We start from the raw sequence: 23,469 nt of genomic DNA on the forward strand, positions 1-23,469 counted from the left end.
ATTAAAAAACGCACCAAAGCAGGCCATGCGTGGATAGATGCAGACCAAGGCCACAGAGCCAACGGCAGCACCTACCTAGGCGGCGTATCCGGTGGCGTATTATTTGGGATGCGCGACTTCTGGCAACTGCATCCGGTACAAGTTGATATACGCGGCGCAGGGGACGATATTTCAGAAGCAACCCTGTGGTATTATTCACCGGAAGCGCCGGCCATGGATGTGCGTTTTTATCACGACGGCATGGGACAAGACACCTATGATAAACAACTGGATGCGCTCAATATCACGTATGAAGATTATGAACCGGGATTTGGCACAGCTTATGGAGTTGCCCGCACCACAGACTTTAGCTTAGCGATTTTAGATACAACTCCAGCACGTCAGGATACGGTTGAGATGGCGCAAGTGATTGCCCAACCCGGACAAATTATTGCAGCGCCGCAGGATTATTTAGCTTCTGGGATTTTTGGTGGATTATTTAGCTTACCGGATAGATCAACCCCAGAAAAACGTACCATTGAAGACAGGCTCGATTTATTGGTGGATTATTACCATAAACAAGTTGATCAGCGCCATTGGTACGGATTCTGGAACTATGGCGATGTGATGCATACTTATGATTCAGATCGCCATGTCTGGCGTTATGACATTGGGGGGTTTGCATGGGATAACTCAGAATTATCGCCGGATTTATGGTTATGGCTATCGTTTTTACGTACTGGCGATGCAAAAACATTCCGTTTAATTGAAGCAATGACCCGCCATACCCGCGATGTGGATATTTATCATGCAGGTCGTTTTAAAGGATTCGGAACTCGCCACAATGTCCAACATTGGGGGTGTAGTGCTAAACAATTAAGGGTTAGCACCTCAGCTTATCGTCGTTTCCATTATTATTTAACCGCAGATGACAGAACCGGTGATGTATTAACCGAGGTGACGAATGCCGATCAGGCTCTAGCAACATTAAGAGCAGGCAGAAAAGTAGCCAAACTCGATCCAAACCCAAAATATTCGCATATTGATGGCGGTACCGACTGGAGTGCAACCGCGGCTAACTGGTTAACTGCTTGGGAACGTACTGGCGATAACAAATATAAAAAGCGACTTGAAAACGCGATGAAAGTCATTGGCAATCATCCGCAAGGGTTCTGGGCTGGTGGTTTTGCTTACGATGTTAAAAATCAAACCTTAATTGCCTATCCTGACAAAGGACCTAACTTTTCACATTTACGCTCAGTATTTGGCTTAATTGAAATTAATGCAGAGCTAAATCAATTAATTGATGTGCCTGAATACAAAGCGGCGTGGCTCAAGTACGGTCGTATTTATAACGCACCGGAAGCGGTTCAGCGCGAGGCAATCGGCACTTATAAAAAAGGCAATTTAAGGGTCGGTCATTCACGGATTACAGCTAATACAGCGTACCATGAAAAAGACGCCAAACTCGCTAAACGTGCATGGAAAGAGTTTGCTGATCGCTGGTGGATTGATGAAAAGCTAGGCTTAGAGCACATTAGCGGCCCTAATGTATTAAACCCAGTAGACGAAGCCACTTGGGTTTCAACTAACGGCGCAGCGCAATGGGGCCTAGCCGCCATTCAAAACCTTGCCTTAATTGGCGAACATTTGGGTAAATAACTCTTCTTTGATATACCCAAGCAATTTGGGACATACCCGTGTAGCTGTAAGTTACACGGGTATAAAGTCTGTTAAAATAGGCTTATTCTTTTTATAACTGAGAAATTAGTATTACTTTCTATACATAAATCACTTGAGTTTAAAGGGTAAACGTTTTATCTTTGATTGGCATGAAATGACAACGATAACGTTTAAGGAAGTATAGTGGCAAAAGCAACAATAAAAGATGTCGCAGAAAAAGCGGGAGTTTCAGTAAAAACTGTATCCCGAGTTTTAAACGACGAGCCAAGAGTTAAACCCAGCACTAAAGAAAAAGTAGAAAAAGCGGTTGCAGAGCTTAAATTTAAACGCAATCCGCTTGCCTGTGGTTTGCGCAGTAATCAATCATTTGTTGTTACTTTAATTTATTCAAACCCTAATCCGGGCTATATCTACGAATTACAAAACGGGATTTTATCTCAGTGCAGTAAATTGGGTTATCATTTGCAATTGCAGCCTTGTGATTATAAAGATCCGAATTTGCTCGAAATCATCGAAGACTTGATTGAGCATACACCACAGGATGGTTTACTATTAACGCATCCGGTTTGTGACAATCAAGCAGTGCGTGAGTTATTAGTTAAAAAAGGAATGCCATTTGCCCGCATTTCAACTTTTCGCGAGGATAAAAATTCGCCCGGCGTTTATTGTAACGACAAGTTAGCCGCAATTGAAATGACGAATCATTTGATCTCATTAGGCCATACCAAAATCGCTTTTATTAAAGGCCATCCAGATTTTGGTGCAACTGAAAAACGTTATCTTGGGTTTTTAGAAGCGATGAAATCTTGGGATATTGAAGTTAATCCAACTTTTGTAAAAGAAGGGGCATTTACCTTTGCATCTGGTGAAGAAGCTGCACGTAAGCTACTGATCCAAAAAGATAAACCAACCGCGATTTTTTCTAGCAATGATTATATGGCCGCAGGTGTTTTAAAAGTAGCTGCACAACTTGGGATTAATGTACCAACTGATTTATCTGTTGTCGGCTATGACGACACGCCAGTGTCACAACAAATCTGGCCATCAATTACAACTTTGCGCCAGCCTATTTTTGAACTCGCCCAAACCGCAGTAAACCAGCTCGTTAAAAAAATCAAAAAGCAGGATATTAGCGAGCAAGATATTGAATTTAAATGTGAACTTATTACCCGCGCCTCGGCTGGGCCGATAAAGATCAATAAATAGTGCCTTCAATGAGCGATTTGCTGACTTTGTAGATCATATTCTAACCTGAAAAACCATTCGCGCGAGCCCATGCAGTATCAATTTCTTTCTTGCCACTGTTAATAGCTGCATTTACGCAACGTGAATTGCAATAAGTCGTGTAGGTGCCCTGATGGTTTCCTTTTCCATTAGCTGTCTTTACAAACCCAGGATGACTTGTGAATGTCCGCTCTGTACTCAAAGTTAACCTAAAAGTATCTTATTTTCAGTTATTTAAACAACAGCTTTGAGCGAGAAGGAGACATTTTAAGCGACCATAGGGTGTATAACCCTGCTAGTAAAATGTCACTTTTTAGCATTCTAAGAATCAAAATAAATTTAATTTTATAATCTTAGCTTGCAAGCTTTTTTAAAAATAGCTTGAAATTCTATTTTACTTATTTTTGATGCTAATGATTCCGTACAAAAATTATCTCTACTCTGTCCTGCGCCATAAACCATGATAAGTTCAAACAATTTATCATTGCCATTACTCAAAGAAAAATCCATACAACTCGGTATTTCCCCAGCATCAGTAATAAAGTAATCAGCAACTAAACCATGATCAACCACTAACTGAATCAATGATAAATTTGAGTTTATACATGCAGAGTTAATTGCAGCCCTATTATTCAAATCTCTAAAATTAATCCCCTTTTCTAATAAGGCGTTAACAAGCTTATTTGCCTACATGTTTCCAGCTAAACTAAATAAGGTTACATGTGAACTATATTTATAGTTCACATTTTTCATGTAGGATATTACCTTTATTGCTTCGGTCTCATTACCCTGCATTAGGTGAGCTTTAATAATTGCTGCGTAAACAGGATCTTTGTTAATTTCCGTACCAGTGCAAAAAAAGCTCATAAAAAATATAAAAAGACCTAATTTCATATTACTTACCTGTAGCTCCGCATTCAGAAGCGTAAAGTGACGAGCAAAAGTTTGAGATAGAGACTTCAGCTGCAGGGTTAGGTATTGGTAATTTACCATATTTTGGTAGCTCTACTTCGATATCTTTGATTGGTGTTTTATCTAAACTTTGCACCATCATAAAAGCAACACTATTCATTTTACTCATACAATCTTGGAACATACTGCACCGTTCAAGAGCGACATTATGACCTCCTCTTGAACCAATCTCCATTGCAGTCTTTTGATCAACCTAAGCGTGTTTGCCATTTGGTAATTTAACCCATTGTGCAGAACTATATGGCTTGGGCGGTCTAGAATTTGATTCTTGTTGCTTCGGCGTCCGGTTTTTACTCCTAGCAGATCTTAAATCATCCCTAAGCCTATCAACATCACTGCGGTCATCATAGGTTCCATACTCAGGCTCACTTTTTGACTGGCCTTACGGTCACTGATTGTTAATTGATGGTAACCCTTGTCTTGATTCATCCGCAATATCTACTTCAACACAGCCAGCCACAGATTCTGAGCAACAAACTTGTGCATAACCACAGTGATCCGTCTACATAATCGACAGCTCTAATTTGGATTGTATATAAAAACGAAACATATTTAAAATTATTTAACAAAAAATCAAACTTAAAGCTTTAAATTCAATCTTTATCGATCTAATATAATCAAAAATAGCCAATTATTTAAGTTTTGGCTTATTTTTTAATTCAAAATGATAACGATGGTAATTTTAACTAACAGAGGCTTGGAAATGAAATTGAATAAATATGTTATGGCTTTGAGCTGGCTCAGCTTTTTGCCTCTTGCTACTTTGGCAGCGGATTTTTATATAGCGCCAAATGGCTCAGACACTAACGCGGGTAGTTTATCCGCGCCTTTTGCAACCATAATGGCGGCACAAAATGCGGCATCAGCGGGGGATACTGTATATTTACGTGGTGGTACTTATTATTTGGATAACTCAAATATTACCAGTACAGATAGCGCCCGCAGTTATGTAAATACAATAGATAAAGATGGGATTCGTTATATTGCGTATCAGGGTGAACGTCCGGTTTTTGATTTTACGAATGTTAAACCACAGGATTTACGAGTAGTTGCTTTTTTAATTGAAGGGGATGACAACGTTTTTCAAGGGTTTGATATTACCGGCGTTCAGATCACGATTGATTATAAAAGAACTCAGTCTACAGCAATTCGGGTGAATGGTGGGGACAGAAACTTATTCGAAAATTTAGCGATTTACGACAACATGGCAATTGGTTGGTATTTAGCTAAAGGTAGCGATAATTTAGTTTTAAATGTCGATGCATACCGTAATAAAGGGCTAGATGCTAATTCTCACGGTAATATTGACGGTTTTGGGGCGCACCCTGACACTTCCAGCTCTGGTAATATTATTCGTGGTAGTCGGGCATGGTTTAACAGCGATGATGGTTTTGATTTTATTAGCGCAAATACGGTCGTTACAGTAGAAAATAGCTGGGCATTTTATAACGGTTACGATGCTGATTTTAATAGTTTGGGCGATGGTAATGGGTTTAAAGCCGGCGGTTATGGACGTGACGGTAAAATTGATTTTCCGACTAATCCAGTGCCTCGTCATATCGTTAAAAACTGTTTGGCTGTTGGCAATAAATCCGGTGGTTTTTATGCCAACCACCATATAGACGGGCAGGATTGGATTAATAACACCGCAATTGCGAATCGCTATAACTACAATATGTTGTCTACTACCCCAGACAATACAACAGACGTACCCGGCTATAGCCACTATATGCGTAACAATTTAGGGTTTGATGCGAGAAGTAGCGAAGTCGCTAATTTAGGTTCTGCGGCAGATAATGATTTATCGCATAATTATTTTGATCTTGCGGTGACAGTCACCGCAGATGATTTTATTAGCCTAGATGAATCACAACTAACAGCTCCACGTAAAGCAAATGGCGATTTGCCGGATATAACTTATGCCCATTTAAGTCAGGATAGCGATTTAATTGATGCAGGAACCGACATAGGTTCACCGTATAACGGTACATCACCTGATTTAGGCGCATTTGAATCTGCGCCGACAGCACCTACTGGTCTAACAACCAGCGCAGACGTTCAACAAGTTAATTTAAGTTGGGATGCAAGCGCAGAAACCTATTTTACAGGATACAATTTATACCGCTCGACTACTCAACAAGGCCCGTTTGAGCAAATCGCCGCTGATTTAACCTCCAGCAGTTACACTGATTCTAGCGTGCAAAATGCAACAGAATATTTTTATGTTGTCACTACCGTTGTTGAAGGCGGTGAAGAATCAGCTTATTCCAATCTTGTGTCTGCCACACCGCTTAATCCACTGCCTGCCAGCGTTGTCGTGCAAGATATTATGCTGAGCAGTTTTGCAAAACAAACGCCTTCTGCAAAAGTTAACTGGATTTATAAATTATTGGGCTTAGTACCTAAAGCACATCAACACCAAAAACAAGCACAGGCAACAATTACCATTGTTAATAATTTAGGCGAAACCGTAAGTGGAGCAAAAATTTATGGGCAATTTAACGGCAGTATTGATGAGACAGTTCAAGGCATAACAGATGAACATGGTGTTGCCGTACTCACCAGTAAAAAGTCAGCTAAAGGCGATTTAACTCTAGGTTTTAAAGTTACTCAGGTGATCGCAGATTTAAGTTTTGATGATGCGCAGCTAACCAGTGCCTGTCGTGTTTTTTAAAAATTAGCTTTTTAAGCTAGCTCAATAAGCTTGGTATGCAACCAAGCTTTTTCTACTAAAAATTATATGGTTTATGAAAATGATAAAAACTAAAATGTCTTTGGCCATCATGTGTGCTTTGGCAAGTGCTCAAACTGGCTATGTATTTGCGCAAGAGGTTGAATCAAACAATCAAAATGCTTCAACTGAAACCATTCAAGTTAAAGGTATTCGCCAAAGTTTGGCTAAATCGATATCAATAAAACGCGAAAAAACGGGTTTAGTTGATGCTGTTGTTGCTGAAGATATAGGGAAATTTCCAGATGCTAACGTTGCTGAATCATTACAAAGAATTCCGGGCGTATATTTAGAACGTGAAGGTGCCAGTAATGAAGGCAATCGTATTACAATTAGAGGCTTGGACTCATCATACGCCGTAACTACCATCAATGGCGCGCCAGTGCATACCACTTCAGGTGTTAATGTTGGGACTTCTACTCGTGATTTTAACTACGATGTATTTCCGTCTGAACTGTTTGGACAAGTAACCGTTTATAAAAGCTCATTAGCCGAGCTTACCGAAGGCGGTATAGGCGGTACAGTTAACCTACAAACGCCTCGTCCTTTTGATGGAACCGGTGAGGAATTTAGCCGGTATACTATTAATGCAAGTTACAATGATGCATCTGAAGTAGTTAACCCTAAAGGGTCATTTATGTATGGAAATACTTGGGGGAATTTTGGTGCTTTAGTTGGATTAGCTTACGCTAAAGCGACAAATATTCGTTCAGGATATGAAACTACTGGTCAATATAATACGAATGCGTTAGGCAGAGAAAGGGCGGGCACTTTCCGGTTTGAGATTGACTATGATGACCCACGGGCAGATTTAGGAAATTTAACTCAAGAAGAAGTTGATAATGCGTTTCTGCCACGCTTCCATCGAGTTTATGCTTCTGAAAATAACAGAGAGCGTTTGTCGACTGTACTTTCATTACAGTATAAAACAGATAATTTAGATATTAGTTTAGATAGTTTGATGGCTAAGTTAAAAGACAGACGGGATGAGTATACTTTTGGTATTGCAATTCGAAACTCTGGACAAAATGGCGTGCCAGGTATAGTACCTATGGATGTATGGATTGATGAAAATAATAATTTATATGGTCAATTCGGTAATACGACTTATTTTTCAACAGGTTACTTATACGATAGTGAGAGTGATTTTGCCAATTATAATTTAAGAGCAAATTATTATATTAATGATGATCTTTCGTTAAGAGGTCAACTTACTTCCTCTAAAAGTGAAGCTATGATTGATCATGACTTACTGATTAACCAAGCTGATGGTGTTACTTCTGTCATTGATGCCAGCAAGAGTACAGTTTATCCGACTCTCACTTATGATCGAGATTTCACTGATACTTCAAGCTGGAATTTACCCACCGATCTGACCTTTAATCAATTTAAAGAAGAAGACAAAGATGAAATGGCGTTATTAGAGCTTAAGTGGTTGTATGAGCTTGATGGATGGTACGGCAATATTAAATCTGGTGTTAGTCAAAATATATCAACCAAAACCAGCACAGGAAAAAATGCAACAACAATTGGTAAAGCTCAGATTATTGCTAATGGAAAAAGCTTTAACGAGATGAGCAATGAAGAACGCTTATCTTTTATGGATAATGATATGCCGATTGATCCCTATGCTAAAGATGCTGGTTCAGACTTTCCAAAATCTTGGTCTACTTATTCCAGAGACACCATTTTAAATGTGTTCAAACCAAAGCAAGCCTATAAAAATGCTGATATTAATTATAGTTCATCGTTTGTTGCTGAAGAGAAGGTCACCTCTTTATTTTTACAAACCGATATACAAGGTGAAATATATCAACGTGAGCTAAAACTCAATGTGGGCGCTAGATACTCTAAAACTGAAGTAATGGCGGATAATTATACGCTTGATAATGGTGAATACGTGCCAAATACCAATTATGGTGAATATTCTACTTTCCTCCCTTCACTTAATGCCTCTTACGATTTATCGGAAGATTTAGTGGTCAGAGCATCAATCGGTAAAACGATTACCCGTGTTGGTTTGAATTTAATTGCTGCAAACTTAGTGATTCCTGATCCGTTCAAAAATGTAGCTACATCAGGCAACCCAGATTTAACGCCGGAAGCGTCTTTATCAAAAGATATTTCTTTAGAATGGTACTTTGATGATGGTGGTTTATTAAGCATAGGTGCATTTTGGAAGAATATTAAAGATCAGGCCGTGGCGACTAGTGAAATAGTCAGCTTTGAATCGCTCAAGTTACCGGATACCTCGCTAGGGGCTATTTTTGTTGATCCTGATACAGGTGAAATTCCGCCGGATTTAGATATTACACTAAACAGCTACGTAAATGGCGCAGAGCAGGACTTAAAAGGATTTGAAATTGCTTATCAGCAAAACTTTACCTTTTTACCTGAACCTTTTGACAAGATAGGGGCGATGGCCAGTTATACCAATGTTGATACTAAATCAGCCAACTGGGTTGCAAATAGTGGCAAAGTATTCAATATTCCGACTATTCCAAAATACGGCTATACGCTAGCAGGATTTTATGAGGATGGGCCAATTGGCATGCGTATTTCTTATGCTTACAAGAGTGATAAATATGTTGATCCTCTTAACCGCGGCAATGATTTAAATCGAGTACAAGCGGGTGTTGGCTACTTAGATGCCAGCTTCGGATATAAATTGACGGATTCATTGGAACTCAGATTAGAAGGCTCTAATTTAAATAATGTACTTGAATATCAATATTACCCTAATCCAGAAGGTTTATATGGTGATGGTAAATCAAGAAAAAATTATGCCTATTACAGTGGCCGTACCATTACTTTAGGTATTAGAGGTTCATTCTAATAAAAAGACGACGATGGTCAAAAAAATACATTAAGAACATAGAAGAATTTAACTTAATGGATAAGAGGTTGTCATTAATCAAGCAAGAACTGACCAATAGGTTTAATAAATTATATGTTTTTGATGGAAAATGATTGACAACGATTGTAAAAATATTAAAATTTAACTGTTGAATAAACGTTTTTGTTTATTACGGAAATACATTGGGTAATGAGCTTTATGGTCTCCGAAAAACTGTAAACACAACCCCCTTTACCTGTTGTAATGTATTTTTAAAGTAGGTATATCAATTTTTATATAGCTTTCAAATCCTGCGTAAAGCTTAGGTGAAGTTGATTGGTTTTTTATAAATCAGCCCTGCTTGTGTAATAAACTTTTTGGCCCATATTTTGGGCCTTTTTTCTTTTTAACTTGAACTGTTTATAAGAAATGTTGAAGTAAATTCCTCAACAATTGGATTAAAAATACAAACCTAGCTTATTTTACGTTCCAACGGGCATATTTTATTATGCGCAGTTCCGGTTTTTTTACCTCAATGCAAAAACGATGAGTGTTTAGGCATGAGCGTTCGAATCAACGGATATTTTCTTATTTTTCAACTGAGCAAAATACAATTATTTATAAGGTTTATGCAAATGTGGATATATCGAAAATTCAACAAACTAACCGTATTAATTAGCGGATTATTTATTTTAGTGAGTTTAACCAGTTGCGCTAATTTACCCACTTCACAACCTCAAAATCACCCCAGTATTTATTTGTTAATGGGGCAGTCTAACATGGCTGGGCGCGATACTCGAACACTAGATCAACAAGTGGATAATCCAAAAGTATTAACACTTAACGAAGATAATGAATGGCGTGTAGCCAGAGATCCGATTCACAAAAAAACAGGTCGTACAGAGCCAGGTATTGGGCCGGGCATTAGTTTTGCCAATGCGTTAATCAATGCTGGATGTGAAAATAAAATCGGTCTGGTGCCAACCGCTGTAGGCGGAACACCAATCCGACGCTGGGTTAAAGGAGGCGATTTATATGAACAGGCTTTACAAAAAGCCAAAATCGCTAGTCAGTACGGCACAATTAAAGGGATGATTTGGCTACAAGGTGAATCCGACAGTGATAAGAGTGCAAAATCAAGTATTTATGCTCAGCAGCTTAAAGCCATGATTAATAGTTTAAGAGCAGATCTAAATCAGCCTGATTTGGCGGTTGTGGTGGGTGAGATTGGTTATTTTATCGATCAACAAGATTATCCTTATGCCGTGGATGTTCGCGCCGCAATTAAACAAGTTGCAGATGAATCGACTAAAGTGGGTTTTGCCAGCTCCAAAGGATTAACTGACAAAGGCGATCAATTACATTTTGACGCACAATCAGCACAGGAAATGGGTAAGCGTTTTGCTGCATCTATGTGTGAAACTCAGAACGCAATATAACAATAACTTGAATTATTATAAATTCTTTCATAGGTCTGTAATACAATACTGGGTAGGGATGGTTCAAGTTAAATAAGATAGATATTGTTATATCAGAATCCTCATATATCAATTGAAAGTATTAGATTTAATGATAACGATGTCTTTTTAAATGCGTTTCATCAAGTTGCATCTTCATATTGAAGCTAAAAATACTTGCAGCAAGTTTTAGAATATAATTAGAGCTTTGATAGGTTGAAACTAAAAAATTATATTCAATAAGAGTAAGCAAAAATATATTACTTTATTGAACCGCTTTAAATAAAGATAAGATCTAGGTCGATTGCCAGCTTAGAAAAGCACATTTTAATTTATCTATATCAATATACAAGTAAGGGAATCAGAATGAAAAATAATAAAAATATAAGTTACTTGGCTATTTTATGTGTACTGTCGATTCTAGGTTGCCAACAAATATCGCCGCCAGCAAATAGCTTACCTCAATCAGTTGAGATTCATCATAAATCTATAAATCAAACGCCACCTATGGGTTGGAATCCGTGGAATGCATTTCGTACCGAAGTTAATGAAGCAAAAATTTTAGCTATTGCCGACGTTATGAAGAAAGAAGGACTGCAAGCGGCTGGTTATCAATATATCAATATGGATGATGGCTGGTGGCTTAAACGGGACAGCAATGGTCAGCATATTATTCGTACCAGTATGTTCCCAAGTGCTCAAATGCCGGATGGTTCAACCAGTTTTCTCCCTTACACCAATACATTGCATGAGATGGGATACAAAGCAGGTATATATACAGATATAGGTCGTAATGTTTGCTCACAGGCGTGGGACTCAAAAAGTCCTAATTTACCGGTCGGTAATATTCAAGAACGCGAAGTGGGTTTAATGGGGCATGTAGAAGCAGACCTAAATCGATTTTTTAATGAGTGGAAATTTGATTATATTAAAGTAGATGCATGTGGGCTTGCTGATTATAGCGAGGATAAAAAACATGTTAAATCTGGTCAATATGCCGCCTACCCACCGTTAATTATTCGAGGTCAAGCGCAACAATCCAATATAGTTAAAATTGAATCTTTATATGCAGATTTAGATAAAGCTTTAGATAATCTCAACTTAAATCAGCAATTTGTTTCTATTTGTGCTTGGGGAGAAGGTCGGGTATCTGATTGGGCTTATCAATACGGACAAAGTTGGCGAACTAGCGCAGATATTCGATCTAATTGGGCGTCTATGTGGCATAACTTTGATAGTGCCTCTGGGCGTGCTTTATTTTCAAGTCCGGGTCAGTGGAATGATCCTGATATGCTTGAAATTGGCAATAAAGATTTTGATGCTGATCATTTAATTGCAGCTCAAACTCATTTTTCTTTATGGGCGATGTTAAATGCCCCCTTGATCTTAAGTTCAGATTTGACAAAGTGGACACCTGAATTAATCGAGCTAGTTAAAAACCCAAAAGTAATTGCCCTAAATCAGGATAAAGCAGGGCATCAAGCCGTTATCTTTCAACAGTCTGAAGATTCAATTATTTTAGTTAAAACATTGGCAAATAAACAAAAAGCAATTTTGTTTGCCAACCGCTCGGATAAACATATATCACTTAGTTTAAATTTGGCTGATTTAAATTTTAAAGCAAATTCTCAAGCTAATTTAACTAACCTTTGGTCAGGGAAAAGCGACAGGGTTGACGTAACTAACTTTAAACAAGCGCTTGCGCCAAAAGCATCCGCTTTATATGTAATTGATGCTGAGCCTCAAGTATTAAACCGAACTTATTTAGCAGACATTCCGGGAGCAATTGAGGTTCGCTCTAAAGATTATTTAAACCCTTATTTGGATTTAAATAATCAATATATCCCAGCTAGAGTTAATCAAACATTAACGGGCGAGGTTTTAACTAAACAAGGCAAAAAATTATTAAATACTTTAGTCACATCTAATAAAACAGAATTAGTGTTAGACCTAAACTCAAAGTATAAAATATTTTCAACTCAGTTAAGCGAGCTAACTTCACTCAATCCAAGTTACCAAGTTAAAATTTGGGCTGATGACAAATTGGTATATCGCCAAGCACATAAAACTGACAGCGAAATTAAGTTAGATATACAAGGAAAAAACAAGCTGAGATTAGTCGTCGAAAGTGACGAAAATGATTTAGCACAATGGCTATGGCAACATGCTTATCTGGATAAGTGAGAATAATATGAGAAAAAATATACGCTGGGGCATTATTGGCTGTGGTAATGTTACCGAGGTTAAAAGTGGCCCTGCTTATCAAAAAGTGGCAGAGTTTGAGCTTAAAGCTGTGATGCGAAGAAACGCCGAACTTGCGAAAGATTATGCTCAGCGCCATCACGTTGAATTGTATTTTGACAATGCCGATGAATTAATTCATCACCCTGATATTGATGCAGTTTATATTGCTACGCCGCCCGATTCTCATAAAGAATATGCTTTAAAAGTGGCGGCTGCCGGTAAAATAGCCTGTATTGAAAAGCCACTTGCGCCAAGTTATGCAGATAGTTTGGCGATAGTAACCGCATTTGAACAGGCAAAACTGCCGTTGTTTGTTGCTTATTATCGTCGGTCTTTACCTCGTTTTTTAAAAGTAAAAGCTTTGCTAGAACAAAATGTAATTGGTGAAATTAGAACCATTCATTGGACTCTACACAAACCTGCCAGCAACTTGGATTTATCTGGCCAATACAACTGGCGAACCGATAAACGGGTTGCTCCAGCCGGCTATTTTGATGATCTCGCCAGCCACGGGTTAGATTTATTCAGCGCGTTATTAGGTGAGTTTAAACAGGTTAATGGCTTTGCAGTGAATCAGCAGCAGCTTTATTCTGCATTCGATGCAGTCACGGCAAGCTGGGTTCATCAGTTGGGCGTAACCGGATCGGCAAGTTGGAACTTTGCTGCATTTAGTGCGGTTGATAAAGTAACTATTATGGGCGATAAAGGGGAAATTGAATTTTCTATTTTTACTGATTCGCCGGTTATTTGGCGAACCGAGTCAGGCACTGAGCAAGTGATGATAGAACATCCCGAAAATGTTCAGCTTGATCATGTTGAAAATATTAAAAATCAATTAATTAGCGGAAAACCGCATCCATCTAACGGCAAAACGGCTTTACATACCGCTTGGGTGATGGCGAAAATTTTAAATCAAATATAAAACTTAAACTCTAAAAAGTGCTGGAAAAATCAGCTTTTGTTAAGCTGATTAACGCTATTGTTGTTCAGCTCTTTTTTCAATGGATAATTGATCTGAATTTAACCCTTGTTTCCAGTAAGCACTGGCCGCAATTTGTTGGCGTGGCAAATTTAAGTTTTCAGTTAAATAGCTTTTAATTTGGCGCACACAACTCGCTTCACATGCCATAAAAACTTGAGTGTCAGGTTTTAATTGTTCATGTTGTTGAATTGCCTGCAACAGCGTTTGATTATTAATGGTTTGCTCCTCGCTAACCAACCAGTGAACTTGCTGATTCGGGTTTTGTGCACAAAATCTGTCGGCTAAATAAGCCTGCTTATCTTGCTCTGTGGGAGCCATAATATAAACATCAACTTTGGCTGCTGAGTGGATTAAAGTTAAATACTGGCGAATCGCATTCACTGACGTAATATCTCCAATTAAAATGTATTGGCTGGCATTAAAGGTTACTAATTTTTTGGGGCCCGGTCCGGCAATATAAGCGGTATCACCAACTTTAGCCTGCCTAACCCAGTTTGTTGCCGGTCCGTTATGGCGATTAATCACAGCATCAAATATTAGAGTTTGATTTACAGAGCTAAATTCTTTAATCGTATATGAACGTTTAATACTTTGCATAGTCGGTTGCTCATTTGGCTCGCAAATAAACAGCTTAAAATAATCACCAGCCGCGTCTTCGGGAAAACCAATTAATGCCTCACCGGATAGACTGATACGCAGTAGATGATTAGACAAAACACTAATTTGGCTAATATGGGTTTGTCTTAATTGACCTTTTTTGGGTTGCTGCATGTTTACTCCTAGCTTAAATTCAATTTAGTTGATATTATCTACTAAATTGAATTTACATTTATTTGGTAGATAATGTCAACTAATTTATGGCGCGTATGAAAAAAGAAACAGGCATACAAGAATCTTTGATGGGGCTTATTCATCAATACAAAAAAAACATTCGGCATGCGGTAAATGCTCGGGAGCTAGGTTTAACCGGGATGCATGTTCGTGTGATTAATATATTAGCGAGATTGCCAAAAAGTGAAGCAACAGCCAATGAATTGGTAAAATTATTAGGCCGGGATAAAGCGCAAATTGCCCGTTTGCTCAAAGAGTTAATTTTTAATGGTCTAGTAACTAAACAAGAAAACCCGTTAGATAAACGCAGTCAGTTATTAGTTTTAACGGAACAAGGTAAACAACTGACCCAGACCATAAAGCAGGCAGAGCAACAAATTTTGGCACAAATGCAAGCTGGCTTAACCCCTGAAGAGCTAAGTTTATTTAATCAAATTACCCTTAAAATGATGAATAATTTAAATCGCTAACTTAGATTTCGATATGGCTATGAACTCTGTATATTTCATCTCACAATTCAGAGAATAAAAGTCAAAATTTATAAGTTAACTTATGCCCAAAATGTGCTTTTTTCTAATTGAGCGAATTGGTTAATCAGTTTGTTCACCGTTACTTGCCTTGGTTATTTGGTGTACCCAAACAGCGTTATAACCTCGGTGAGTGCATCGAGGTTTTTCGCTGTTTAACTTTCCCTTTTTAGAGCCGTTATGTCTTTTTCTTGCTTGTTTTTTTGCTCGGTTTCATTGCCTCACGTTCTGCTTTAATTTTCGTCAGTAATGCCTCGGCGCTGTTGTCGCCGCTAATTAACTCAGGGTTTTGTGCGCGCCACTCGGCGGTCAGCTCACCGCGAAAAGCTTTGGCTAAAATAGATTGGGTTAGCTTATTTACCCGCTCTAATGCCGCATTAGCTTTTTGCTCGATATTATCGGCGAAGGCGAATAGTTCCTCGACACGGCGGACGATTTGGGTTTGTTCTTCAAGCGTAGGAAGTTCAACATTTATACTCATAATGTGTTTAGAACCTACGTTGCCCTGATTAACCCCACCAGTTTCTCCTTTAAAAAATTGCCCCCTGAAAAGCTCTGATCGCACAAACACGTTCAGAAACTCCGGAAGCACAACAGACCTATCAGGGATTAATCGCCCAACCCTTTGGTTTACTAGTAAATTTGTTTCATCCCCAACTAAACAGCCAAAGCCATAGTCCTGTTTGAATCTCGTTCCCGTCATACTTATAAGAGTATCGCCACGGTTTGGAGTAAAGCGAATATAATCTTCTGCTATGTCTCGTTTCAAGTAGGCAGCAGCATTTTCAATTGCTAAATATCCATCTCGGATATTCCCTAGCTTTATAACTTGATACTCACCATTAGTTTCGAACCAATCACTCTTAAAGGCATACCCATTTTGAAAGTCTGCAATATCCGCAATAGTTAAACTTTCTCCTCGCCACTCTTCCGTTAACTTACCACTTACAGCGGCGGAGAGGACGGATTGGCGGAAGGTTTTTAGGATTTGTGGAATGCGGTCAAGGCGGGCTTTGGTGGTTTCCACCTGCGCTATCAGCTTGTCGAGTTTATCGGCAATCACTTTTTGTTCGGCTAGGGGAACCATTGGAAATTCCAACGATTTAAGAACCTCTAAACGAATACCTTTAACAGTGGTACCCGTTCCTAGCTCTTCAATTTTACTCGAAATGGACCTATACCAATAAATCAAATAATTACGTTCGACTCCTGTTGCTGGAAACAGAGCTTTCAAATCCTGATTAATCGCAGTATCAAAATTGGCAACAACAATCTTACCCAAGCTCATTCTGGTAGCAATAATAGGTGTTCCCGGTGGAATCACATTTGTGCTGCTATTCTCTACAGCCTCTTCTGAAATATGATCCACTGTGTCGTTAAGTATATTTTTGTTCATATCCTTAACACTCATCCAAGGAATATTGCCTTGGTAATAACTTGGGTTCGATTTACTTGGAGTACCGCCCCCAACTATAGAAAGCAATATCTCCCCTAGCTCAGTTTGTTTCCATGATGCAGGTATTGCTATCAATTTGTATCTCCTAACGCTGCCAATAACTCATCTAATTCACTTAGCGCAGCGGTGAGTTCGTCTTTCGCTTCACGCGCTAATACGTCTGGCTCAGGTAAATCGGCGGCATCAACACTGTCTTTATCTTTTAACCATGAAATATCCAACGAGTCGCCTTTGCTTTCGCTAATCCATTCACGGCTAAAACAACGCCAGCGGCTATGCAATAACTTGTCGTCAATATTTTTATTTTCTGCGGCTGCGTCTTTATCAACGGCAATTTGTTCAGCACCGGTCGCTTCCGGCATCTCTGCCTCTGGCGACACTATTGCGTCCTGCACGTTGAAACTATATTCGCCTTCTGTGCGAGCGGCGAGGATTTCGGCGATTTTTTCTTGTCGGGATAAATCCCAACCTACAGGGGCAAACACTTTTTCAAAAGCGCCCAAGTGTGGATCTTTACCAAAACATTCAGCGGTAAAACCGATATTTGAATCGCCAAACGGGGTGCGTTTACCAAAACTTGGCATGTTAGTCCGTAAGTCGTATACCCAAACATTTTGTGTACAGTTTTCTTGTTGGTGTTTGTCGGTTGCGCTGCCTTTGGTAAAAAACAATACGTTGGTTTTTACCCCTTGCGCGTAAAAAATACCTGTGGGTAAACGCAAAATAGTGTGCAAGTTACATTTGTGCATTAAATCGCGGCGCACCTCTGTGCCAACGCCAGCTTCAAATAATACGTTGTCGGGCAATACCACAGCGGCGCGGCCACCGGGTTTTAAATTGCGGTAAATATGTTGTAAAAACGCCAATTGTTTATTACTGGTTTTATAAGTTAAATCATCACGCGTATTGCTGGCTTCACCGCCTTTACTGGTACCAAACGGTGGGTTAGCTAAAATAATGTCGGCCGCTTTTAAGTTTTTACCGGCATCACCCAGCGCATTGCCTAAATGCACTACGCCTTCATCGTCGCCTTCCATGCCATGCAATAAACAGTTCATTAAGGCTAAACGGCGGGTATTGGGCACTAACTCAATGCCCACAAAGGCTTTGTTTTTTTGAAACTCAGTTTGTTTTAAATCTAAATCACAATAATCGTCAGTTTGATCGCGCATATATTGGTCGGCAGCCACTAAAAAGCCGGCCGTGCCTGCGGCAGGGTCTTGGATTACTTCGCCAATTTGCGGTTTTATACAGCGCACCATGCTGTTAATTAATGCACGAGGGGTAAAGTATTGGCCAGCGCCACTTTTAGTTTCTGAGGCGTTTTTTTCTAATAAACCTTCGTATAAATCACCCAAGCCGTCTTTTTGCGCGCTAAACCAGTCAATTTGGTCTAGGGTTTTTATCATTTGTTCTAAATGGCGTGGTTCGCGCAAACGGGTTTGAGCGTCGGCATAAATCGCGCTTATCAGTGGGTCTTCGTGCACTAGGTTACCGTCGGCATCTTTACCGGTTGAAAGGCTTAATAAAATACGTTTGTAGTCGTTTAATAAATTAATGCCCGATTGTTCGTTAATATCTGTCCAGCGGCAACCCTCTGGCAATGGATGTTTTTTTAAGGTGCCGGCTTCGGTGTTTTCGTGCACCATTTTTATAAATAACAGTAAAACTAATTCAGTAACATAATCGCTGTAGTTAATGCCGTCGTCGCGCAGCACGTCACACAGGTTCCAGAGTTTTTGTACTATGTCGTTATTGGTCATGGGGTCTCGTTAATTTTAGTAAGTGCTAAATTGGTTATTGTCGGTTGTCATCAGTTGAATTAATTTTGGGTGAACAAAGAGTTTTTCTTTGCCCGACTGTGTTTCGGTCAGCACACCTATGTCGGCCAGTTGTTTTAAATAAACTGAGGCTGTTTGGCGTTTGGCGACACCGTTATCGACCAAATTATGGATACGACAGTAGGGTTGCTCAAAAATAATTTGCACCAATTCATAACTGTATATTTTGGGGAGTGATTCACGAATATAATTAGAGGTATGCTCAATTAAATTTCTTACAACTGCAATTTTGTTGGTTGTCCATATTGCGGTTTGTTCTACCGCCGTAAGTATATAGATAATCCATTCTTGCCAGTTTTGCTCACAGGTTACCGCGGTTAATAAGCGATAATAGTCAGCTCTATTTTGTAATATATAACGGCTCAAATATAAAATTGGCAGGGTTAATAAGTTTTGCTCGATTAAATAAAGCATGTTTAACACCCGCCCTGTACGGCCATTGCCATCGGTAAATGGATGTATTGCTTCAAATTGGTAATGGCTAACCGCCATTTTAATTAATGGGTCTATTCCGTCTTGTTCGTTATGTAAAAATTGTTCCCAGTTGGCTAATAAATCACGCAAATGTTTTTCACCTTGTGGAGGTGTGTAAATAATTTCACCAGTGGCTTGGTTGGTTAAAGTTGTGCCGGGTATTTTGCGTATGTCCATGTTCACACCTTTAATCGTGCTACACACTTTAACTGCGGTATTAGTACATAAAGGCATACGTGCTAGTTCAATAAATCCGTTATATAGCGCCGTTCGATAGCGTAATGCTTCTTTTGTTGCAGCATCCGCCAATGACTCTTCTTGGGCAAACTGAAATAACCTGTCAGACGTGGTTACTATGTTTTCTATTTCGGTGCTGTCTTTCGCCTCTAACAAGGGTAGTAAGTTGATTAACAGTCCTTGATTTGGCAAAAGCTCGCCCGCTTGTTTCAGCTCGGCTAAGGCTGCGCGTGCAGAAATACAGGCTTTAAGCACCTTAATCGACTCAATTGATTCTGTAGGGGGCGGTAATAATGGGATGTTATTAAATGCTAGGTGTGGTTGCCAACTCATGTTTATATTTTTCTATTTTTTCGACATGATGTGAGTATATGTCGATTCCATCGACATGAACACAAAATATGTCGATATTTTTCAAAAATTTCGACATATATAGTTTTTAAATTTATTTATACATTTCTTTAAGCACTTTTTGGTGGCCAAATAGCATCGCTCAGTTCGTCTAAAACAATATCAAGTTGATTACCCAATACTTTATCAAGTTGTTTTGCACCGCCTTGTTCGCCAAAGCGGTTATTAACAAAATCTCGGTCGATGATCACTTCGTGCACCAGTTGTTTGGCTAAGCGTTCTAACCATTTGCGTTGTGCGGGTAACCAGTTGTGGCTTTGGTAAATTCGCTGCATGGCTCCAGCAACACGGGTTTCAAACGGAATTAACGGCTCGCCAAATGCGGCGCGACGAATATGGCCAACAATGCTGGCGGCAATATCTTGGTTGGTTTGGTTGCGCACGGCACTTTGTAATTTGGCCTCGGAATAGCCTGCGCCATCCAATAATAGTTTTATTTCTTTTAGTTGTTCGCGGGTGAGATCGCGCGGTTTGTTTACAACGACTGATAAGGCGGCACTTTGGTTAAGGTTTTCTTTAATAAATTGATTGAAACTGTCGAGGTAATCCGCTGGTTTTTCACTAATTCCGTAAGTTTGATCTCGGTCAACAAGTTTATCGTAATGCTCAGAAATAATAGGTTGGCGCTCGCTACCTAATAAGCTATTTACTTCAGCTAATTGATTTAATAAACCGGTATGCTGGTTAATAAATACCGCCGCTTGTTTTGGCCCTAACTGATGTAAATGAGTATGTAGGTTTTTAGGTTCAACACCCCATAAATCGTGAAGTTCTTCCAATTTTTGTTTTAATTGTGGTTTGTTTTCTGATTTTTTATCAGCTTTACGCAGTACCCGCATCACTTTTTGGCTAAGTTGGCTCAAAACGGCATCTGCTTGGCTTTGCTCAGAAGTGTCACCCGGCGCATTAAGTGCGCGTTCTAGTTTTTCTGGGGTCGTGATTTCATCAACTAATTGTTCTAGCGTAATATTTGGGTTTTTCACCAGTGGCTTCATGGTATTAACATCGGCCAATGCTGCGTAAATGTCCACTGGATCGTAAATACGAAATACGGTTTTACCAATTTCATCGCAGCGGCGGGTGGCGCGGCCGATCATTTGCTCGTATAAAATGCGCGATTTTACTCGGCGCATAAATACCAAATTACAAATTTTTGGTACGTCTATACCTGTGGTAAGCAAATCAACGGTAATGGCGATATTTGGGTAGCGTTCGTTTTTATATTGGCGGATCAGTTGTTCTACTTTATCACTTTGGCCGGTAATTTTTGCCACGGCCGCTTGGTTATATTCACCGTTATATAGGTTTTTAAAAGCTTGATCTAATAAACGTTTAACCATGTCTGCGTGTAAATCTGTGGCGCAGAATATCATGGTCTTTTCGTCGCCAAATGGGTCTAGCTCTTGTACCAGTTGTTCACAAATTACGCGGTTAAAGTTTTCGTTAATTACTTTGCGGTTAAAGGCGTCAACCTCAAAACTCAGTTCGTCTTCCAGCTCGGCACTGGCAACTTCACCAGTTTGGGTATTTATGGCGTTAACCGTTTCACCTTTAGTAAAATTAATACCATTTTGGGTGAGCAGAGTTTGGTAACGAATGGGTGGTTCGTGATCAATTAACCAGTCGTCAGCTACCGCTTCACGGTACGAGTAGGTGTAAACCGGTTTGCCAAAAATGTCACTGGTGTGTTTAGCTGGCGTGGCGGTTAGCGCTATTTTAACTGCGTCAAAATATTCTAATACGCGGCGATAGCTGGATAAATATTGGCTGGTATCGCGTGTAGCTAATTCGCCTTCTGTCATTTCTTGGTCGAGCGTATAGCCACGGTGGGCTTCGTCGATAATAATACAATCAAATTGATCAAGCGGCGGTGGGTTATCGCTCATAAATATTCGTTTCACCATAGCTTGTACAGTTGCAACTTGTACTCGAGTTTCGGCTTCGGCCTGCATATCACCCAATTCGGCTACGTTATATATTTTTGATAACGTACGGTTTTGTTCTAATGGCGCTTCGTTAAACGAGTCAATCGCTTGTTGGCCGAGTGCGGTGCGATCAACCAAAAATAAAATGCGTTTAAATCGCTCGGCTTTTAAAAAACGATACATTAAGCCAATAATAGTACGGGTTTTACCTGTCCCTGTTGCCATGGCTAATAAAGCATGGCGCACATTATTAGCTAACGCGTTTTCAACGGCGACAATGGCTTTTTGTTGATAATCGCGCACTTTTAAATAACCAAACGGTTCGGTTTTTAGTTTTTGCTCTGCGGCGGTTTTACTGCGTTTAAGCCTATCAAGCAAGCCTGCTGGAGTGTGAAACTTGGGCAAATCTTGTTTAAGGTTAGCGGCTTCGCGCACATCTCTAAACCAAGTACCGGATTGTTCGGCTAATTGTGGTACATGCGGCCGACCATTGCAGGAGTAAACAAAAGGGATTTTATAGTGGCTATCTTCTTCGTCTGGCCAAGCGATTGTCATACCTGCTAGTTCCCATGCACTTTGCATTGCCGCTGTTAAGCTAAATCCTTTGCTGTAGCGTTCAGCTTGTGAAATTTTGCCCGCAACATTGGTATTTTCTTTTTTTGCTTCAACTATGCCAATTGGGGTTAAACCGGCAAACAATACATAATCTGCTCGGCCTTTTTTGCCTTTAAATTCGGTAGGCCACTCGGCGATGGCTAGATTTTTGCCTTTTTCTGGGCGACAACCATTTTGGTAAGTTAACGCTTCACTATCGGCTTGCCAGCCTGCTTCAATAAGTTGGTTATCTATTAAAATGCGTGTTAACGCTTCGTCTAATACGATATGTTGAGTTGCCGCTTGAGTATTTTGACTAAGTTGTTGGCGTTGTACGGTTTGCGCTTTGTCGTCTTGTGTCGCCAGTTGCGCTTGCAGGGCTTTTATTTTGCTTTCGTAATCTTGTTGTTGCTGTACTAATGCCTGTTCATGCGCCGCGGCTTGTTGAGCGAGTGCACGGGATTCGTCATCCATTGCTTGCGCTAGGGCTTCATATTCGTCTTTTTCTTGAGCGATTAATTCGTTCAGTTGTTGGCTTGAATTTAGATCAAGGCTGGCTTGTTGTAAGTCTTGTTTTAATTTAGCAATTTCGGTTTGTAGGTTTTGCAATTGTTCGCTTGGATCGGCCAGTGGTACAAATGGCCCAGGTTTAAATTTTGAACCGGCTTTTCCGAAAGTTTGATGAAACCAAATGGCTAATTTTCGCGCAACCACCAAACCGTTTATAGCTTCTTTATGTTGGGTTTTAAATTGATGAGTGGCTTTGTTGCCCTCAATACGCAGTATATGAAATAGCTCTTTTACAACAGGCTCTAATTTTAATTCACGCTGAATTTTATATAGTAAATCGGCTTGTGAAGTTTGCTTATCAAAGCTAATTCCTGCTGCGGCCGCAAGGTGCTGGGCAAGCGCTTCACCAAGTTGACGTAGTTTTATTAAGCTTGTATTTGGGTCACTTTTAAAGGCGCGTTCGGCAGATAACGCTAGTTCGGCAAATAACGGATCATGTTCTGCAAGAAATCCGAAATTGCTGGTTTGGTTAGTTGCCGACATGCTTAAAAACTC

General features: G+C 39.7%; 15 protein-coding genes. 8 read left to right on the top strand and 7 right to left on the bottom strand.

Features of this window, described 5'->3' with window-relative positions; all coding sequences use genetic code 11:
* Together N7931_RS06280 and N7931_RS06285 are read left to right on the top strand one after the other, a co-directional pair.
* Positions 1 to 1,641: hypothetical protein (locus tag N7931_RS06280; RefSeq protein ID WP_262792728.1), on the top strand; the 1,641-nt coding region annotated here is incomplete at its 5' end.
* A 204-nt stretch (positions 1,642 to 1,845) separates the two neighbouring features.
* Positions 1,846 to 2,868: a LacI family DNA-binding transcriptional regulator gene (locus N7931_RS06285; RefSeq protein WP_262792729.1), complete on the top strand. Its 1,023-nt coding sequence runs from the start codon at positions 1,846 to 1,848 to the stop codon at positions 2,866 to 2,868.
* A 363-nt stretch (positions 2,869 to 3,231) separates the two neighbouring features.
* Here the strand turns inward: N7931_RS06285 and N7931_RS06290 are convergent, their stop codons facing one another.
* A complete protein-coding gene (locus tag N7931_RS06290) occupies positions 3,232 to 3,522 on the bottom strand; it encodes a hypothetical protein (protein WP_262792730.1) in 291 nt (96 codons plus the stop codon).
* A 259-nt stretch (positions 3,523 to 3,781) separates the two neighbouring features.
* Positions 3,782 to 4,033 carry a hypothetical protein gene (locus N7931_RS06295; RefSeq protein WP_262792731.1) on the bottom strand — a complete coding sequence of 84 codons (252 nt, stop codon included), beginning with the start codon at positions 4,031 to 4,033 and terminating at the stop codon, positions 3,782 to 3,784.
* 528 nt (positions 4,034 to 4,561) lie between these two features.
* Between N7931_RS06295 and N7931_RS06300 the strand changes: the two genes are divergently transcribed.
* From N7931_RS06300 to N7931_RS06320, 5 genes are all read left to right on the top strand, one after another.
* Positions 4,562 to 6,532: a right-handed parallel beta-helix repeat-containing protein gene (locus N7931_RS06300; RefSeq protein ID WP_262792732.1), complete on the top strand. Its 1,971-nt coding sequence runs from the start codon at positions 4,562 to 4,564 to the stop codon at positions 6,530 to 6,532.
* Between the two features lie 79 nt (positions 6,533 to 6,611).
* A complete protein-coding gene (locus N7931_RS06305) occupies positions 6,612 to 9,425 on the top strand; it encodes a TonB-dependent receptor (protein ID WP_262792734.1) in 2,814 nt (937 codons plus the stop codon).
* Positions 9,426 to 10,060: 635 nt separating this feature from the next.
* The gene (locus N7931_RS06310) at positions 10,061 to 10,864 is read left to right on the top strand and encodes a sialate O-acetylesterase (RefSeq protein ID WP_262792736.1); all 804 of its coding nucleotides are present in this window, start codon (positions 10,061 to 10,063) and stop codon (positions 10,862 to 10,864) included.
* A 384-nt stretch (positions 10,865 to 11,248) separates the two neighbouring features.
* Positions 11,249 to 13,066 carry an NPCBM/NEW2 domain-containing protein gene (locus N7931_RS06315; protein WP_262792737.1) on the top strand — a complete coding sequence of 606 codons (1,818 nt, stop codon included), beginning with the start codon at positions 11,249 to 11,251 and terminating at the stop codon, positions 13,064 to 13,066.
* A 7-nt stretch (positions 13,067 to 13,073) separates the two neighbouring features.
* Positions 13,074 to 14,048: a Gfo/Idh/MocA family protein gene (locus N7931_RS06320; RefSeq protein ID WP_262792738.1), complete on the top strand. Its 975-nt coding sequence runs from the start codon at positions 13,074 to 13,076 to the stop codon at positions 14,046 to 14,048.
* A 54-nt stretch (positions 14,049 to 14,102) separates the two neighbouring features.
* Here the strand turns inward: N7931_RS06320 and N7931_RS06325 are convergent, their stop codons facing one another.
* Positions 14,103 to 14,879 carry a siderophore-interacting protein gene (locus N7931_RS06325; protein WP_262792739.1) on the bottom strand — a complete coding sequence of 259 codons (777 nt, stop codon included), beginning with the start codon at positions 14,877 to 14,879 and terminating at the stop codon, positions 14,103 to 14,105.
* Between the two features lie 95 nt (positions 14,880 to 14,974).
* Here N7931_RS06325 and N7931_RS06330 point away from each other — a divergent pair, with 95 nt between their 5' ends.
* On the top strand, positions 14,975 to 15,409 hold the full coding sequence (locus N7931_RS06330; RefSeq protein ID WP_262792741.1) for a MarR family winged helix-turn-helix transcriptional regulator: 435 nt from the start codon (positions 14,975 to 14,977) through the stop codon (positions 15,407 to 15,409).
* A gap of 235 nt (positions 15,410 to 15,644) precedes the next feature.
* Here N7931_RS06330 and N7931_RS06335 read toward each other — a convergent pair whose 3' ends face one another.
* From N7931_RS06335 to hsdR, 4 genes are all read right to left on the bottom strand, one after another.
* Complete coding sequence (locus N7931_RS06335; protein ID WP_410369337.1) at positions 15,645 to 16,994, bottom strand: restriction endonuclease subunit S; 1,350 nt, start codon at positions 16,992 to 16,994, stop codon at positions 15,645 to 15,647.
* The gene (locus tag N7931_RS06340) at positions 16,994 to 18,685 is read right to left on the bottom strand and encodes a type I restriction-modification system subunit M (RefSeq protein WP_262792744.1); all 1,692 of its coding nucleotides are present in this window, start codon (positions 18,683 to 18,685) and stop codon (positions 16,994 to 16,996) included. Before N7931_RS06340 ends, N7931_RS06335 begins: the two co-directional genes overlap by 1 nt.
* A gap of 15 nt (positions 18,686 to 18,700) precedes the next feature.
* Entirely contained in the window at positions 18,701 to 19,807 is a 1,107-nt protein-coding gene (gene fic / locus N7931_RS06345; protein ID WP_262792745.1) for a protein adenylyltransferase Fic, read from the bottom strand.
* A gap of 128 nt (positions 19,808 to 19,935) precedes the next feature.
* Complete coding sequence (gene hsdR, locus N7931_RS06350) at positions 19,936 to 23,457, bottom strand: type I restriction-modification system endonuclease (RefSeq protein ID WP_262792746.1); 3,522 nt, start codon at positions 23,455 to 23,457, stop codon at positions 19,936 to 19,938.
* Positions 23,458 to 23,469: the final 12 nt, after the last annotated feature.

The sequence above is a fragment of the Catenovulum sp. 2E275 genome, from assembly GCF_025515275.1.
Taxonomy (GTDB): Bacteria; Pseudomonadota; Gammaproteobacteria; order Enterobacterales; family Alteromonadaceae; genus Catenovulum.